The 17,948-nt window shown below is 32.5% G+C and carries 15 protein-coding genes; 10 read left to right on the top strand and 5 right to left on the bottom strand.

The features are described 5' to 3' along the window. Positions 1-36 precede the first annotated feature (36 nt). The 10 genes from CGC48_RS00255 (at position 37) to CGC48_RS00210 (ending at position 11,384) form a co-directional block, all read left to right on the top strand. A complete protein-coding gene (locus CGC48_RS00255) occupies positions 37-576 on the top strand; it encodes a DUF4199 domain-containing protein (RefSeq protein WP_095897305.1) in 540 nt (179 codons plus the stop codon). A gap of 163 nt (positions 577-739) precedes the next feature. Next, positions 740-2,071: a signal recognition particle protein gene (gene ffh, locus CGC48_RS00250; RefSeq protein WP_041993324.1), complete on the top strand. Its 1,332-nt coding sequence runs from the start codon at positions 740-742 to the stop codon at positions 2,069-2,071. A gap of 57 nt (positions 2,072-2,128) precedes the next feature. Next, entirely contained in the window at positions 2,129-2,551 is a 423-nt protein-coding gene (locus tag CGC48_RS00245) for a DUF2750 domain-containing protein (protein WP_095897304.1), read from the top strand. 74 nt (positions 2,552-2,625) lie between these two features. Then, entirely contained in the window at positions 2,626-3,504 is an 879-nt protein-coding gene (folD, locus tag CGC48_RS00240; RefSeq protein WP_095897303.1) for a bifunctional methylenetetrahydrofolate dehydrogenase/methenyltetrahydrofolate cyclohydrolase FolD, read from the top strand. 8 nt (positions 3,505-3,512) lie between these two features. After that, positions 3,513-4,022, top strand: coding sequence for an IS1096 element passenger TnpR family protein (locus CGC48_RS00235; RefSeq protein ID WP_095897302.1), 510 nt, complete (start codon positions 3,513-3,515; stop codon positions 4,020-4,022). Between the two features lie 100 nt (positions 4,023-4,122). Further along, positions 4,123-5,181, top strand: a complete 1,059-nt coding sequence (locus CGC48_RS00230) for a nucleoid-associated protein (protein WP_018278910.1) — start codon at positions 4,123-4,125, stop codon at positions 5,179-5,181. A gap of 128 nt (positions 5,182-5,309) precedes the next feature. Beyond that, the gene (locus CGC48_RS00225; protein WP_095897301.1) at positions 5,310-6,446 is read left to right on the top strand and encodes a helix-turn-helix domain-containing protein; all 1,137 of its coding nucleotides are present in this window, start codon (positions 5,310-5,312) and stop codon (positions 6,444-6,446) included. A gap of 289 nt (positions 6,447-6,735) precedes the next feature. Next, positions 6,736-9,087, top strand: a complete 2,352-nt coding sequence (locus CGC48_RS00220; protein WP_095897300.1) for a TonB-dependent receptor — start codon at positions 6,736-6,738, stop codon at positions 9,085-9,087. Between the two features lie 30 nt (positions 9,088-9,117). Continuing rightward, the gene (locus CGC48_RS00215; RefSeq protein ID WP_098029707.1) at positions 9,118-9,921 is read left to right on the top strand and encodes a CPBP family intramembrane glutamic endopeptidase; all 804 of its coding nucleotides are present in this window, start codon (positions 9,118-9,120) and stop codon (positions 9,919-9,921) included. A gap of 182 nt (positions 9,922-10,103) precedes the next feature. Then, the gene (locus CGC48_RS00210) at positions 10,104-11,384 is read left to right on the top strand and encodes a Glu/Leu/Phe/Val family dehydrogenase (RefSeq protein ID WP_095897299.1); all 1,281 of its coding nucleotides are present in this window, start codon (positions 10,104-10,106) and stop codon (positions 11,382-11,384) included. Positions 11,385-11,440: 56 nt separating this feature from the next. On the opposite strand, the gene CGC48_RS00205 is transcribed toward CGC48_RS00210, so the two are convergent. From CGC48_RS00205 to queA, 5 genes are all read right to left on the bottom strand, one after another. Next, on the bottom strand, positions 11,441-11,983 hold the full coding sequence (locus CGC48_RS00205; protein WP_095897298.1) for an RsmD family RNA methyltransferase: 543 nt from the start codon (positions 11,981-11,983) through the stop codon (positions 11,441-11,443). A gap of 13 nt (positions 11,984-11,996) precedes the next feature. Next, positions 11,997-13,340, bottom strand: coding sequence for an MATE family efflux transporter (locus CGC48_RS00200; protein ID WP_095897297.1), 1,344 nt, complete (start codon positions 13,338-13,340; stop codon positions 11,997-11,999). Between the two features lies 1 nt (position 13,341). After that, a complete protein-coding gene (locus tag CGC48_RS00195) occupies positions 13,342-14,616 on the bottom strand; it encodes a glycosyltransferase family 4 protein (protein ID WP_095897296.1) in 1,275 nt (424 codons plus the stop codon). 178 nt (positions 14,617-14,794) lie between these two features. After that, positions 14,795-16,549 carry a 30S ribosomal protein S1 gene (gene rpsA / locus CGC48_RS00190; protein ID WP_095897295.1) on the bottom strand — a complete coding sequence of 585 codons (1,755 nt, stop codon included), beginning with the start codon at positions 16,547-16,549 and terminating at the stop codon, positions 14,795-14,797. 244 nt (positions 16,550-16,793) lie between these two features. Further along, entirely contained in the window at positions 16,794-17,843 is a 1,050-nt protein-coding gene (queA, locus tag CGC48_RS00185; RefSeq protein WP_098029706.1) for a tRNA preQ1(34) S-adenosylmethionine ribosyltransferase-isomerase QueA, read from the bottom strand. Between the last annotated feature and the right edge of the window lie 105 nt (positions 17,844-17,948).

The raw sequence follows: 17,948 nt of genomic DNA, 5'->3' as shown, positions 1-17,948 counted from the left end.
ATTTGGCAAATGATTTTTAACTAAAATTTTATTTTTATGGAAACAAATGTAGTAAACAGCAAAAACATTATGCTTAAAAATGGATTGTATTTAGGACTTGCAATAGTTCTTGTCAATGTTATTATGTATGTTTCAGGAATGACTTACTCTGGAAATACATTAATGGGAATAATTAGTACAATACTAAAATTTGCCTTGATGATATTTTTTATTGTTTTGGGTATAAAACAATTTAAGACAGAGAATTCAGATTTTTTAAGATTAAGTCAGGCATTAAAAGTAGGTATTGGAATCGCACTTGTTATGGCTATTATTGAAGCTGTTTATTCCCTACTTTTCACTACGGTAATTGAACCAGATTTTAATAATAAGATACTTGATGTTCAGAGAGCTGCTATGATTGAAGCAAATCCAAATTTAACACAACAGCAGTTAGATGGAGCTATCGAAATAAGTAGGAAATTTATGTCTCCTGTATTTGCCTTACCAATTTCAATTGTATGGAATCTATTCTTAGGTTTAATCATATCTCTCATTGCAGGAGCTGTAATGCAGAAAAAAGAACAAACATACTAAAGTAACATACTTTGTATCATACAAATAAGCAATAAGTTTATTACTTGTTGCTTATTTTTTTGTCGTAATTTATCACAATTTTCTGCCTCTCAAAACTTTTTCATTTTTCACTTTCTCATTTTCACTTTTTTAGTATCTTTGCATATTCAATAAATAGGAAATTATGTTTGATAATTTAAGTGATAAGTTAGAAAAAGCCCTACATAACCTTAAAGGGCACGGAAAAATTACCGAAATTAACGTTGCTGAAACGCTTAAAGAGGTACGTAGAGCCTTGCTTGATGCCGATGTTAACTACAAAATAGCAAAAGATTTTACCAATAAAGTAAAAGAAAAAGCACTCGGGCAAAGTGTATTAACGTCTTTGCAACCAGGTCAGTTGATGGTTAAAATCGTTAAGGACGAACTTACTGAACTTATGGGAGGAGATGCCTCTGGGGTAAATCTATCAGGGAATCCGTCCGTTATTTTAATGTCAGGTTTGCAAGGTTCGGGTAAAACTACTTTTTCGGGTAAATTAGCTAACTTCCTTAAAAAGAAAAAAAATAAAAAACCATTGCTCGTTGCTTGTGACGTGTATCGTCCTGCTGCGATTGACCAGCTTCATATTGTTGGGGAACAAGTTGGTGTAGAGGTCTTTTCTGATAAAGGAAATAACAATCCTGTTGATATTGCTCAGAAAGGAATTCAGTACGCCAAGTCCAATGGTCATAACGTTGTGATTGTCGATACAGCAGGTCGATTAGCGGTTGATGAGCAAATGATGAATGAAATTTCAAACATTCATAAGGCAATCAATCCACAAGAAACGTTATTTGTAGTTGATGCAATGACTGGGCAAGATGCTGTAAATACAGCAAAGGCTTTCAACGATGTGCTTAATTTTGATGGGGTTATCCTCACAAAGTTAGATGGTGATACACGAGGTGGGGCTGCCATAACCATTAAATCTGTCGTAAACAAACCTATCAAATTCATTGGTACGGGTGAGAAAATGGACGCTATTGATATTTTCTATCCAGAGCGTATGGCTGACCGTATTTTGGGTATGGGAGACGTGGTTTCACTCGTAGAAAGAGCCCAAGAGCAGTTTGATGAAGAACAAGCACGAAAATTACAGAAAAAAATCGCTAAAAATCAGTTTGGTTTTGATGATTTCCTTGAACAAATACAGCAAATTAAACGAATGGGAAGTATGAAAGACCTTTTAGGAATGCTCCCTGGAGTTGGAAAAGCTGTCAAAGACCTTGATATCAATGATGATGCATTCAAACATATTGAGGCTATTATTTATTCGATGACGCCAAAAGAACGTAGTACGCCTTCTATTATTGATGCAAGTAGAAAAAAACGAATTGCAAAAGGCAGTGGTAGAGAAATTCAAGAAGTAAATCAGTTGATGAAACAATTTGAGCAAATGAGCAAAATGATGAAAATGATGCAAGGTGGTGGAGGCAGAAAAATGATGCAAATGATGCAAGGAATGCGACGATAATTCTGTTGAAATATCTTAATCATCTTGAATAAATCTATAAAATTACGATTTCAAATAATGCACGATTTTATCCAAAAAATAATTGAAAATAAACTACTTTTTACATTAAAAAAAAATGAAGAACAGGCAGTTTGTTCTTCTAATGATTTTATTATAGAACAGACGGGAGAAGCACTCGCTGTTTTTCCTTTTTGGTCAGATAAATCATTGGCTGAAAGTTGTAAAAAAGAAGAATGGAAAAGCTATCAAGTTTCTGAAATTCCACTTTCAGAATTCATAGAATTTTGGTGTTTGGGAATGTATGAAGATAGCATCGTTGCTGGAATCAATTTTGATGAAAATTTGTACGGACAAGAGGAAAATCCAATGGAATTACTAAAAAAAATAATTAATGAAATTGAAAAAAGCAATACAAAAATAACTTTCAAAAATTTTAAATCAATCAAGCATTTAAAGAACTATTTGGAAACTGAAGAATAACTTTAAAATTCCATATATAAGAAATTGATAAATAACTAACTAACCTCAAACTGATAATATAAATATTTAATGATATGAAGCTATTAGACGGAAAAAAAACTTCGGAGCAAATTAAGCAAGAAATCGCTGAAGAAGTAAAAGAAATTAAAGCTAAAGGTGGAAAAGTTCCTCACTTAGCAGCGGTTTTGGTAGGAACAGATGGAGCAAGTCTTACGTATGTGGATAGCAAAGTAAAAGCTTGTGAAAAGGTTGGCTTTGATTCTACTTTGATAGAACTTCCAGCCGAAATAACTGAAGCAGAGTTACTAAGAAAAATTGAAGAACTGAACAAAAATCCAGAAATTGATGGATATATAGTTCAGCTTCCTTTGCCAAAACATATTGATAGTCAAAAAGTTTTGATGGCCGTTGACCCTGAAAAAGATGTAGATGGCTTTCATCCTGCCAACTTTGGGAAAATTGCATTGGATATGGAGGCTTTCATTCCTGCTACTCCTTTTGGAATTATGGAACTTTTGAAACGCCACAATGTAGAAACCAAAGGCAAACACGTGGTGGTGGTTGGTCGTTCGCATATTGTGGGTCGCCCGATGAGTATTTTACTTAGCCAAAAAGGAAATCCAGGTAATGCAACTGTAACGCTTACACATAGCTATACACCTAATTTAAAAGAAATTACACAACAGGCTGATATTATCATTATGGCCTTGGGAATTCCTGAATTTTTAAAGGCTGATATGGTTAAAGAAGGGGTTACAGTAGTTGATGTGGGAATAACTCGCTTGAAAGATGAAAATGCTCCGAAAGGTTATCGAATTGTAGGAGATGTTGATTTTGAGCAAGTTAAAGAAAAAGCAGATTATATCACTCCTGTTCCTGGTGGTGTAGGACCTATGACAATTGCTATGCTACTGAAAAACACACTTTTAGCAAGAAAATGGAAAGATAAATAAAATTTGAAATGATATATAAATTCAGAGTTATACTTGATGTTAAAGAAGACGTTTTTCGTGATATCGTAATTCAAGGAGAGGCTTCATTGGAAGACTTCCATAACGTTATTGTACAATCGTTTGGGTTTGCGGGTGACGAAATGGCATCGTTTTACTTAACCGATGATGATTGGAATCAAGGTGAGGAAATCACACTTTTTGACCTTTCAGAAAGTGGTGAAATTCGTTTGATGGAGGAAACCTCTATTGATTCTGTGGTAAGTGAGGAAGAGCCTAAATTATTGTATGTGTATGACTTCTTCTCAATGTGGACTTTCTTTGTCGAACTCGTAGAGATTGCTGAAGAAGAAAACGGAGTTACCTACCCTTCCCTACTTTTTGCACACGGTTCAATTCCTGCTGAAGCTCCTGAAAAAAACTTCGAATCTGATGATTTTAATGAATTTGAAGATGAGTTCAGCGATTTTGATATGGACGAAGAGGATTACGACAATTTCAGAGAAGAAGATTATTATTAATTCTCCTAACTGAACAAAAAGTAAAGCAATGTTTTGGCTATTTTACAAATAATTATTAATTGGAAAATCAATTTTCTTTCAGAAAAAGTATTAAAAATTTATGCTAAATCTTTACACCACACACATAGATAGTTTATCTATTCATCGTATTGGAAATCAGAGTAAAAACGAACCTTTATTTCTCTCCGAGCAACCTTATTCACTCAATGATGAAATAGTAGGTTTGCTTAAAGAATATTTCTTCAAACCCTTTCGGGAAAAAGAAGAAAACTATTTCCGATTTACACACGATGTAGATGTGGAATTCAATGAACTTTATCAGTTAGTTTCTGAAATTTTTGAAAATGAAAATAATATACATTCCGTTTCAAAAAAAATAGCTCAACATCTTTATAATCAGTCTAATCATCCGCACATTAAAAGTGGAGAGTTGTATGTTACGCTCCTTCACGATATTTATTTGGATAACAATAAAGTAACTGCTGTGGGGATTTTCAAATCGGAAATGAAACACAGTTTTTTGCAGTTCGAAGAGAATCAAAATCAGTTGGATATCATTATTCAAGAAGGTGTAAATATTCATAAATTGGATAAAGGGTGTATCATTTTCAACGTCAATAAAGAAGACGGTTACAAGTTGCTTTCGGTGGATAGCAATCGTTATGATACGAAATACTGGCTCGAAAATTTTCTTGGTGTAGATGCTTTGATTGATGAGAATTTTTACACAAAAAAATATCTGAAATTCAGTCAAGATTTTGCAAAAGACGTAATTCTTCCAGCAGAAGATAAAAAGCAAGAAGTGATGTTTATGAATCGAGCGATTAATTATTTTGCAAAAAACGATGAGTTTGAAGAAACTTCTTTTGTGAATGAAGTAATTGATAATCCGGAACTTATTCCTGAATTTAAGCATTATAAAGTTGAAAAAGGACCTAAATACCAGATTGAAGATGTTTCGAGCTTTCCGATAGCAAATAAAGCAGTTTCAGATGTTCGAAAAAAAATTAAAAATGTAATTGATTTAGATACTAATATTCAAATACGAATGGATTTTGTCAACCCCGAATCAGCTGAAAAATTTATTGAAAAAGGTTGGGACGAGGAAAAGCAAATGTATTACTATTTGGTTTATTTCAATCGAGAACAGAAAAATTAAACTCTAATTATCAATAAGTTACCTTTATCAAAACGAAATCAAAATTTGATAAAGGTAGCTTTGTAGTTTTGTTTGCCCTTTCTCTGTTGTTGTTTTTTGGTGACTTTAGAATAACATTAGTAAATGAAATGAATACAATTTTCACTATTGGAATTTTTCTTTCTTCTTTTTTGTCAATTCTGCTGTTTACAAAGAAAGGTAAAACCCTGTCAGATAATATTTTAGGTACTTGGCTGATATTTATATCTGTGCATTTGCTTAGTTACTATATGTACTATTTAGGATACTGGCAAAAATATCCTCATTTAGTGGGAATTACACATCCTTTTCCGTTGCTTTATGCTCCTTTTTTGTATCTCTATGTTGTTTTTTCTTTGCGTGCTAACCAGCGTTTCCACTTAAGAGACTATCTTCATTTTATGCCTTTTGTAGTAACGTACCTTTGTATGTTTCCCTTTTTCTTTGGATATACTGCTGAACAAAAACAAATAATTGATAATGAAGATTTTAATAGTTCGTATCAATATTTTTTTGTAGCTACATTTCTGCTTTATATTATTTTGGGAATTGTGTATTCTGTTTTAGCTTATAAGAAAATCACTAATTACCAGAATCTTATAAGTCAGAATTTTGCTTATAGAGATACAATAAGTTTACAATGGCTTCGTTTCATTATTCTTGGTATTGGAATTATTTTCCTGTCAGTAACGATTATTTTGTTGCTACAATATGTTTTTAATTTAAATTTTGGATTTAATTCTGATTTAATTGGTTTTGTTTTGATAGTGTTACTTGTTACTTCAATGGGATTTTTAGGCATTCGTCAGCAAGGGATTTTTGGTGCAAAAAATATAAAACCTCAAGATATTATTATCGAAAGTAAACCTACTGAATACAGAAAGTCAGGATTAAAACAGACTGAAGCACAAGCAATACATCAGCAATTACTCACGATAATGGATAACGAGAAATTGTATCTTGAACCTAAACTCACTTTGGGACAATTAGCTGAACAAGTGGGAGTATCAACAAATAACCTCTCACAAGTTATCAATCAATACGAAGAAAAAAATTTCTATGATTTCGTGAATTCCTATCGTATAAAAGAATTTATTCAACGCACTAATGACCCTAAAAATAAAAACTTAAATATTTTAGCGATAGCTTTCGATTCAGGATTTAATTCTAAATCTTCTTTCAATCAGGTGTTTAAGAAAATTACAGGTGAAACCCCTTCCGAATTTATAAAATCACGAAATACTTAAAAATTCTATAATCTTTTTCAATAAAGTTAGGACAATTCTAATCATAATTCTCCCCTTCTCTGCTTGTATTCCACTTTGAAATTTATAAAAAATCAAGAGTAAAAGAATATTTTTAAAAATTTCTCTAATTATTTTTCTATTTCAATAAAAATCATATTTAGCTGATTAACTGAATATTAATTGTATAAGCCTATCGGTTAGGACTTCTTTATTGTCCAATTATATGGGTTTGGACGATATGTGTAAACTATTGTTTCATCTTTGCATTGAATTCTAAAACAAAGAACAAATGAAAACTTTTTTTACACATTTTTACGCATTCACTTTTTTATTATTGATTTCTTTTTCTGTGAAAGGTCAGTCCATAGAGCAGACTTTAAAAGGAAAAGTTTTTGACCAAGCCACCCACGAACCAATAATGGGAGCTACTATTTTGATAAAAAATTCAAATCCTGCTATTGGGACAAGCACTGATGAAAACGGAAATTTTGTTATTTCAAATCTTCTTGTTGGACGACATAATTTACAAATATCATTCGTGGGCTATGAAACTATTTTGACTCAAGTAATGGTTACTTCAGGAAAAGAAGTTGTGATTGAAATTGCTTTGAAAGAAGATATTACTGTTCTCAATGAAGTAGTTGTAAAAGCTTCACTCCAAAAGGAACGTCCATTAAATACAATGGCAACAGTAAGTGCGAGGTCATTTTCAGTAGAAGAAACTTCTCGTTATGCAGGAGGAATGAATGACCCAGCGCGTATGGTCTCTGCTTATGCAGGAGTCACCACAGGTAATTTACAAGATAATTCAATTATTGTTCGTGGGAACGCCCCGCAAGGTGTGCAATGGCGATTAGAAGGGGTTGAAATCCCTACTCCACATCACTTTTCGGGAGGAAACGTAGCTGGTGGCGGTATTGTTACGCTTTTTAGTAATCAAGTTTTGGGAAATTCTGACTTTCTATCAGGAGCATTTCCAGCTGAATACGGAAGTGCTACGGCTGCCATTTTTGATATGAAATTACGCACAGGAAATACTTCTAAACGAGAACATACAGCTCAAATTGGTGTTTTGGGAATTGATTTTGCCTCTGAAGGACCTTTTTCTAAAACAGGAGAATCATCTTATTTATTCAATTATCGATATTCCACTTTTGGGCTATTGGGTGATTTGGATGTTATTCCGTCTAAACAACGATTAAAATATCAAGACCTTTCTTTCAAACTGAATTTTTCAACTCAACGAATGGGAACTTTTTCTTTCTGGGGAATTGGTGGAACAGACAATACCAGTAAAAAAGCTGAAACTAATCCAACAGAATGGAAAATTGATTTTGACCGCATTGAAAACAAATGGGAAACATACTTGGGAGCAACGGGAATTTCACATCGAATTAAAACAGGAAAAAACTCTTTTTTACAATCGAATTTGGCTCTTTCTGGTGTAAATACTACGATTATAACTAAAAGAATTGCAGATGATTTACAAAATTTTACACCAGATATGGATTTAAAAAATATCACGGGTACATTTACCTTTGGAACAACTCTTAACCATCGTTTTTCTTCAAAAACTACATTTAAAACCGGAATTACCCACAAGCAACTTTTTTACAAATATGATTTAAGCAGTACTCAAGACCATAATCTACCTCTGACATATGCTCAACTTATTGATGATAAAGGAACTACTAATATGTCAGAAATTTTTGCACAAATGCAATACAATTTATCTCCATCAATGGTTATTAATACGGGATTATATACTGGATATTTCGATTTGAGTAATGAATTTGTCATCGAACCTCGTTTAGGATTTCAATGGAATTTTCTTCCAAAACATAGTTTGAATTTAGGATATGGAAAACATAGTCGTCCTGAAGCTATCAATATTTATATGTTAAAAATCAATGAACAACAACCTAATAAAAACTTGAAACTCTCCAAAGCACATCATTTCATTGTAGGACACGATTGGCGTTTGAATTCAAATTTACGATTGAAAACAGAACTCTATTACCAACACATTTATGACGTGCCAGGGGAAGCAAATTCTTCATACTCGCTTATTAACTTTAAACAAGATTACGCACTTCATAAAACTTTAATAAACAATACTATAGGGAGAAATTTCGGTATCGACATTACACTCGAAAGATTCTTGAATAACAATTATTATTATTTGCTAACAGCTTCTCTCTTTGATGCAAAATACAAAGCTGGAGACAATGTGTGGCATAATACGCGTTACAACAAAAATTACGTGTTAAATGCTTTGTTTGGAAAAGAATTTTTCTTTAAAAATAATAGTCGTGTGTTTGATGTAAATGCTCGGATTTCCGTTACTGGAGGTGAACGTTATAGTCCCATTATAGAAAATAAATCTATTGATAATAAAATAATTATCAAAGATGAAAGCAGAGCATTCGAAAAATCTTTTCCAACATTGATATATGCTGATTTAACATTAAATTATCGCATCAATCATCGTAAAAGTTCAAGTGTTTTTTCCTTTCAAATGAAAAATATTTTGGGAGCTCCTATCTATGAAGGACATAATTATAACTTTCAAAATCAACAAATTGAACTAAGTAAAAGCACGTTAGTTATTCCAAACTTAAGTTATAAAATTGAATTTTAATGATAAAAATTAGATAAAATGAATCACATCATAAAAAAATACGATAAACCTTTTGTTTTTTTCAGTTTGGCGTTGATAATTCCTTGGTTGTTGTGGTTTTATGCGGCTTATTTAAGTCATAAAACTGATAATGAAAGTATTATTCTACAAGGATTTTTACAACTTGCAGGACTATTTGCTCCAATGTTAGTTGCGGGAAGTTTCTTTTTGAGGGATGAATACTTACTTTCTGACCTTAAAAAACGATTTTGGGGTAAAGACTTGTTATCAAACAAATATTTTTGGATAGCTTTGTTACTCCCTCCAATTTCTATCGTAATGGCTCAATTACTTTCAGTAGATTTTGGATATAGTTTTGAGCAATTTTACATTTCAGGGCAACCCTCATTTACATCAAAACCATTTTCTCCTTGGCTATTGTTATTTATCGCTCCTATAGTGGAAGAGTTAGCGTGGCATTCCTATGGAACGGACGCATTGCGGCAGCGTTTTTCTCTTTTTACAACTTCTGTTCTGTTTGCTATTTATTGGGGCTTTTGGCATTTGCCTTTATTTTTTGTAAAAGGTTATTATCAAAATAATGTACAAGCTGAGGGACTAATTTATACACTGAATTTTGTAATGAGTTTATTCGTTTTTGTTTTCATAATGAATTGGTTATATTACAAATCTGGTCGAAATGTTTTTATTACTATACTTTTTCATTTGGTAGGTAATATTTCTAATGAAATTTTTGCAACACACCCTGACAGCAAAATTATTCAAACTTCCCTCCTACTGATATTAGTCGTTTACATATTAGTTAAAGAAAAGAATCTCTTTTTTAGTAGTTGAAAATAATTTCGTTTTGATAAACTTTGTTTTCGTTTATTTTCGTTTTTATGTATTTATAAGCTATTGATAATATGATAATTGTCAGTATATTTTTATTAAAATGAAAAAAATGTTATCTGTAAATTTTGTTTATATCAATTTTAATACATACTTTTACCCTTATTTTATTACATTTACAAATTATGAGTAACAATACAGAAAAGAAAAGAACTGGAATGTATGAAAACGTGATGCACGAGTTCAACAAAGCTGCTGATAAAATGAATTTAGATGCTGGAGTGCGTAAAATTTTAGCTTCTACTCAGAACGAAATTGTGGTGCATTTCCCTGTAAAAATGGACGACGGCTCTATTGAGGTTTTTACTGGCTATCGCGTTCAGCATAATAATGCTTTAGGGCCTTACAAAGGAGGATTGCGTTACCACCCAACTGTAGATATCGATGCTGCAAGAGCTTTGGCTACTTGGATGACTTGGAAATCTGCCATTGCTGGGCTTCCTTATGGTGGCGGAAAAGGAGGAATTCAATTAGACCCTTCTAAATATTCAAAAGGCGAATTAGAAAGAATTACACGTAGGTTTACATATGCTTTGGGTGATAATATTGGACCTGATTATGATATTCCAGCTCCAGATGTAAATACAAACGCTCAAATAATGGCTTGGATTTCAGATACCTATGCTTCTGCTAAATCTCCTGCTAATCGTTCAGTAAATTTGCACGTGGTTACAGGAAAACCTGTATTGTCAGGAGGATTACAAGGTAGAGATCGTGCTACTGGATTTGGCGTTGTTGTTTCCATTCAAAAATGGGCTAAGAAAAATAGTGTTGATTTGAAAGGAAAAACGTTTATCGTTCAAGGTTTTGGAAATGTAGGCTACTGGGCTGCACATTTTCTTCAAGAATTGGGAGCTAAACTTATTGCTGTTCAAGACCATACGGGTTCAATTCTTAATACTGAAGGAATTGATTCAGAAGATTTGTTGGCTTACACAAAAACGAATAAAGGTGGTGTAAGCGGATACAGCAAAGCAAAAGCTATTGATAATTCAGAATTCTGGAAAACAGATTGTTACCTTTTAGTTCCTGCTGCGTTGGGTAACCAGATTACCACAGAAAATGCCAATGATATCAAAGCTTCACTAATTGCTGAGGGGGCTAACGGGCCTACAGATAGTGCTGCAGAAGAAATTTTGATGAAACGAGGTATTGCCATTATTCCTGATATCCTTTGTAATAGTGGTGGAGTAATAGGCTCATACTTCGAGTGGTTACAAAATAAACGTGCCGAAATTTGGCAAATTGATGAGGTGTTAGTTAAGCTCAAACAAAAAATTGAAACTGCATTTGATGCTGTGGTAGCTTCAGCCGAAAAATATCAAACAGATTACAGAACTGCGGCATATATTGTTGCTTTGGCTAAAATAGAACAAGTATACAAAGAAAGAGGAGTTTTCCCTTAATAGATAATGCTTTAAAAAATAAAAAAGTCACTTTTAAAAGAGTGACTTTTTTATTTTTAACTTTCTAACTCAAAGAAACTAAACATATTTCCTCCGTATTTTTTTGAAAATGAAAAATTTGGTACTTCTTCTAAATCGGTTTGCTTTGAATGTTCTACAATGAGAACTCCTTCCTCATTTAGCAATTCTCTTTCAAAAACCAAACCTACTATTTCGGAAAATTTTTCCTGAGTAAATTCATAAGGAGGATCTGCAAAAATAATATCAAACTTTTGATTTGTTTTTTTTAGGTAATTATACACGTCTGATTTTAAAGGTGTTATAAAGTATTCTAATTCTTTAGCAATTTTTGTTATGAATTGAATACAACCACTATGATTATCTACCGAAACGATGCTTTGACATCCTCTACTTGCAAACTCATAGCTGATATTTCCTGTGCCTGAAAATAAGTCAAGAACTGAAATTTCATCAAAATAGTAATTGTTATTCAATATATTAAATAATGCTTCTTTTGCAAAATCCGTTGTAGGACGCACGGGCAGTTTGGCTGGAGCGATGAGGTGCTTTCCTTTGTTTTTTCCTGAAATGATTCGCATTTTTACTTAATTTCTACTTGCAAAAATAACTAATTAATTCTATTTTTTGAATAAAATTTTTTCTGAAATGAAGAGCCAAAAGTAATCCTCGAGTAGTTATCCAAGCAAAAAAGGTAAACCAAATACCTTTTAATTCCCATTCAAAGCTTTGAAATAAGTATAAAAACGGCAAGAATATTCCGAAAGAAGCTATCAGTAAAACATTTCGTAAAATTTTCGTAAATCCAATACCTTTATAAACGCCATCAAGCAAAAACGTAACAGAATTGATGGGTTGCATTAATACAACTATCCAGAAAGTTGCAAAAAATAAAGATTGTACACGCTCATCTTTGGTTAAAATCCGACCTATTGGAAAATACAAAATAGAGTAACATAGAACCAAGAGTAATCCTATAAAAATTGTAATCTTCAATAAATCCTTTACTAAAATAACAAGCGTATCAAACCGCTTCATTCCATATAATTTTCCTGAAAGGACCCCTCCTGCACTACTATAACCATCAATAAAAAAAGCCGAAAACAACCAAATTTGAGCAAGTAATGTGTGTGTTGCTACAAATGCGTTATCCGTTTCATTTCCTAAGTTAGTTGCCACTCGAAAAGCAAAAAATAATGTGATTTGCAATGAAAGTGAACGAATTAAAAGATTAAAACTCATTAGTAAGTTACGAAAGAATTCAGGGTGTAGTTTACTGAAATAAAATAACTTAAAATTAGTTTTTCGATATAAGAATATTAAAGCTAACACAAACATCGTAATTTGTGAAATTAACGTTGCCCAAGCAAGTCCTTCTACACCAAACTGAAATTGAAAAACAAAAATCAAATTCAAAATAACGTTTAAAGAACCTCCTATAACACTGATAATCATTGCCCAAGATGTGTTCTGAAGCCCCTTAAAAACTCCATAAAGTGTTATAGTTAAAAGTGTTATAGGAAATCCCCAGACGCGAATATTGAAATATGTCAAGCAAATATCCAATAACTTCTGTTCTGCCCCGTAAAGTTTGAAAATAACATCACCAAAGAAAAAACTTATTCCAGAAGCCAATAATGAAATAGCTGCACTAAACCAAAAAATCTGAGCGACCAAACTTTTTAATCTGTTTAGTCGGCTTTGTCCATATCCTTGAGCTACTTGTGAGGCTATTGCATAGGAAGTTTGTGCAAAAATCCATATAATTGCAGTTATAAAAGAGCCTACAATCCCTACTGCACCAAGAATTTCTTGCGTATTCAGAGGAATATGTCCGGCTACAATTGTATCAGTTAATGAAATTATAGGCTCTATAATTCCCGAAATAATTGCAGGAATAGCCAAACGATTTATTTCTTTTAAAGAAACTCTTAACATTTTATATCAATTCGGCTAATTTCTGGGTTAAATTCTTTCTACTATAGGGAGCTAAACCTATTGGATTGGACTTTAACTCACCCCTTTTGTAAAGGTCATACCACTTTAGGATAGTTTCTCTTATTTCTTGATAGTCATCGTATCTAAAAAATTCTCCTGTATTGGTTTCTTTTACAATCTGTGCCGCATCCCAATACTCCGGACCAATAGCTAAAATAGGACGACCGGAAATCATATATTCAAATAATTTTCCTGGAATAATTCCCTCAGTTTCTTTCGAGTTTATCTCTATAAGTAAAAGTATTTGAGATTGATTTTGTAATTCAATTGCTTCTTTATGAGAAATATAACCTTTATTAGTTATATAATTACTTAAACCTAAAGTAACTAAATATTCTAATATTTCATTGCTTATTTTTCCTGCAAAACATAATTCAAAATCTTGAGCAAATGATTCATTTTTAGAGACTAAATCAGCTAATACCTTCCATAAGATTTTTGGATTTCTATCAGAAAGTAACGAACCTATATGAGATATTAAAAACTTTTCAAAAAGATTTCTTTTTGTATATGTCTGAATATCATAGCCATTAGTGATCGTATGAATAGGTTTATTTGTTAATAATGAAAACTCTTTATTTGTTTTAAAACTTGTAGTAATTACCAAATCAGATGTCTGTAGAATTTCTTTTTCTAAAAATTTATGCTGATTTGCTGCCCATTTGGTTAGTCGTAAATCCTTATGATAACCAATAGTTGTCCAAGGGTCACGGAAATCACTAATCCATTTTAACTTTGGAATTTTTTTCTTTAAATGATAGCCTATTAAATGTATACTATGTGGTGGTGAGGTAGTTATAATTGTTTGAATTTCATTTTCTTGTATAAACTTTGAAAGAAATTTTACGGAAGGCTTTACCCAAAATTTCCGAGCATCAGGAACAAATAAATTTCCACGAACCCAAAGCATCATTTTTTCTATGAAAGATACCTTTTTGCGAGAAATAATTCCTGAACTTATCTTTTGTGTCTTATTTTTAGAAAATAAAGAAGCTAATCCGTATGGCTCCCAAATAGGTTGTTTTATTACCTGAATATTAGTGGGTAAATCTTCTCCCATTTGTTTATCTATCATAGGATACATTGGGGTTTCAGGCACATATACAATGGGTTCAACTCCGAAATCACGTAAATATTTCACGAACTTAATCCATCGCTGTACTCCCGGACCACCTGCGGGTTTCCAATAATATGTAATGATTAAAACTTTTTTCATTTTTGTTTAATTATCTGTGATTTATAGTTAGAAATGTAAGAAAAATATAATAAATCAAACCATAAACTTTATAATAAATTTGTAAAAAATATTTTTTGAAACTTGAAATACAAAAAAGCCGTCACTTCCCAGCAACGGCTTTTCCTCATTAAAACAAAAAATTATGAAAAAAACTAAATTACTTTCCTCTTTCCATTTTGTCTTTCAACTCTTGAAGAGCTTCTAAGTCTCCTAAAGTTGATTTTTCGACAGCTGTTGTAGAATTTGATGCTTCTTTAGCAATCTTTTCCTCTTCTTCTTTAAATATAGCAGTATGAGAAGCTACAACTCTTTTGAATTCTTTATTAAATTCAATCACTTTGAAATCGGCTGTATCGCCTTTTCCTAGTTTTTTACCATCTTCTTTCTCCAAGTGGCGTGTAGGTATAAACGCAACAATATCTTCATTAAACTCAACTGTAGCTCCTTTATCTACCATTTTGGAAATAGTTCCATTATGAACAGTTCCTACTGCAAATTCAACCTCGTATTTATCCCAAGGATTTTCAGTAGTTTGTTTGTGTCCTAAAGAAAGTTTACGAGCTTCTACATCCAACTCAAGTACAACTACATCTAACTTGTCTCCTACATTAACAAACTCTGATGGATGTTTGATTTTTTTAGACCAAGAAAGATCTGAAATATAGATTAATCCATCTATTCCCTCCTCTAATTCAGCAAAAACACCAAAGTTTGTAAAATTACGAACTGTTCCTACGTGTTTTGAACCCACAGGATATTTTGTAGCGATATCAGCCCAAGGATCAGATGTTAATTGTTTGATTCCTAAAGACATTTTACGCTCATCTCTATCTAATGTCAACACAACTGCCTCAACCTCATCACCAAGACTTACGAAATCTTGTGCTGAACGAAGGTGAGTACTCCAAGACATTTCTGATACGTGAATTAAACCTTCAACACCTTCCGCAATTTCTATGAAAGCTCCGTAATCAGCAATAACAACTACTTTTCCTTTAACTTTATCCCCAACTTTTAAATCGTCAGCTAAAGCATCCCAAGGGTGTTTACTTAATTGCTTTAGTCCTAATTGAATACGAGATTTATTATCATCGAAATCTAAGATAACTACATTCAATTTTTGGTCTAACTCAACCACTTCGTTTGGATGATTAATTCTTGACCAAGAAAGGTCTGTAATGTGGATTAATCCATCAACACCTCCTAAATCAACAAACACACCATAAGAAGTAATGTTTTTAACTACACCTTCTAGAACTTGACCTTTCTCAAGTTGTCCGATGATTTCTTTTTTCTGTTCTTCAATATCAGCTTCGATGAGAGCTTTATGTGAAACAACTACGTTTTTAAATTCGTGATTTACTTTCACAATTTTGAACTCCATCGTTTTGTTTACATATTGCTCATAATCACGGATTGGTTTTACATCAATTTGAGAACCTGGTAAGAATGCTTCAATTCCGAATACATCAACAATCATACCACCTTTTGTTCTGCTCTTAACAAATCCGTTTACAATTTCTCCGTTTTCGTGAGCTAAATTCACACGATCCCACGCTTTAATTGTACGTGCTTTTCTGTGAGAAAGTACTAATTGTCCTGTTTTATCCTCACGGATATCAATCAAAACTTCTACTTTATCACCTACTTTTAATCCTGAATTATAGCGAAACTCGTTCAAAGAAATAACACCTTCTGATTTGGCATTTATATCAATAATCGCCTCTCTATCAGTAATTCTAACAACTGTTCCTTCAACAACTTCATTGTCTTGAGTGTCAACAAAATTGTTTTTTACTAAATCCTCAAAGTTTTTCAACTTGTCTTCTTGAACACTTTCAATACCTTCTTCGTATTTTGTCCAATCAAAATTTTTCAAGAACTCGTCTTGTGTGTGTGTTTGTTCAGCCATTTGCTGATAAATTAAATTTGTATTTCTTTTGAAAATCAAGAGTTTAGCGTCTTTTCATCAGAAAGAATTAAACATTAAAATTATCCCTTTACTCTTCAAACGCTCACTAAGGGAGTGCAATATTACAAATAATTTTGTTATCTACCAAATTATTTTGTTTTCACCAATGAAAATTATGAGATTAGCCTGACTTTTTCCTATGTCTGATTTCTTATAAAAAATCTTCTCGTTAGATATTGACATATTAAAGTATCAGCATTGCATCGCCATACGAATAGAACTTGTATTTTTCAGCTACAGCTTCTTTGTAAGCTCTCATCACCAAATCGTGACCTCCAAAAGCGGAAACCATCATCAAAAGGGTTGACTTTGGAGTATGAAAATTGGTAATCATTGCATTAGCAACACTGAAATCGTATGGAGGAAAAATAAATTTGTTCGTCCAACCGATATACGGGTTAACTGTATTTTCTGATGAAACAGAACTTTCCAGAGCTCTCATTACAGTTGTCCCAACAGCACAAACTCTCTTTTTGTTAAGTTTTGCCTTATTGATGATTTTGGTTTGATCTTCAGGAATAAAAACTTCCTCACTATCCATTTTGTGTTTTGAAAGATCCTCTACTTCTACAGGGCTAAACGTTCCTAATCCTACGTGTAATGTTACTTCTGCAAAATTTATTCCTTTGATTTCAAGTCTCTTCATCAAATGTTTAGAAAAATGTAAACCTGCCGTTGGAGCAGCAACAGCTCCTTCGTGTTTTGCATAGATAGTTTGATATCTTTCTTCATCTTCAGGTTCTACGGCACGTGAAATATACTTAGGTAGAGGCGTTTGCCCCAATTCTGTTAATTTATCACGAAATTCCTCGTAGGAACCATCGTACAGAAAACGAAGCGTTCTTCCTCTTGATGTAGTATTATCAATAACTTCGGCAACTAAACTGTCATCTTTTCCAAAATAAAGTTTATTTCCTATACGAATTTTTCTGGCAGGATCAACTAAAACATCCCACAAACGCTGTTCAGCATTGAGTTCTCGAAGCAAGAAAACTTCAATTTTTGCTTTCGTTTTTTCTTTATTTCCATATAATCGAGCAGGGAAAACTTTGGTATTATTAAGAACAAAAACATCTTGGTCATCAAAATAATCGATAACATCTTTAAATAATCTGTGCTCAATTTCTCCAGTTTTTCTGTGCAGAACCATCAAACGAGCTTCATCACGATTCTCACTTGGGTACTCTGCCAATAATTCTTTTGGAAGTTCGAAGTTAAAATTAGATAATTTCATCTCAATTAAGTGTATATTTTTTTGTAAAAGTGTGCAAATATACATCTTGCAAATAGGCGTTGTCAAGTAATTTATAAAATAATTTGAGTTTTATTTCATAAAATA

Source organism: Capnocytophaga cynodegmi, from assembly GCF_002302475.1.
GTDB lineage: Bacteria > Bacteroidota > Bacteroidia > Flavobacteriales > Flavobacteriaceae > Capnocytophaga > Capnocytophaga cynodegmi.
Note: the sequence above shows the minus strand (reverse complement) of the source record. Positions and strands in the feature narration are given on the sequence as shown.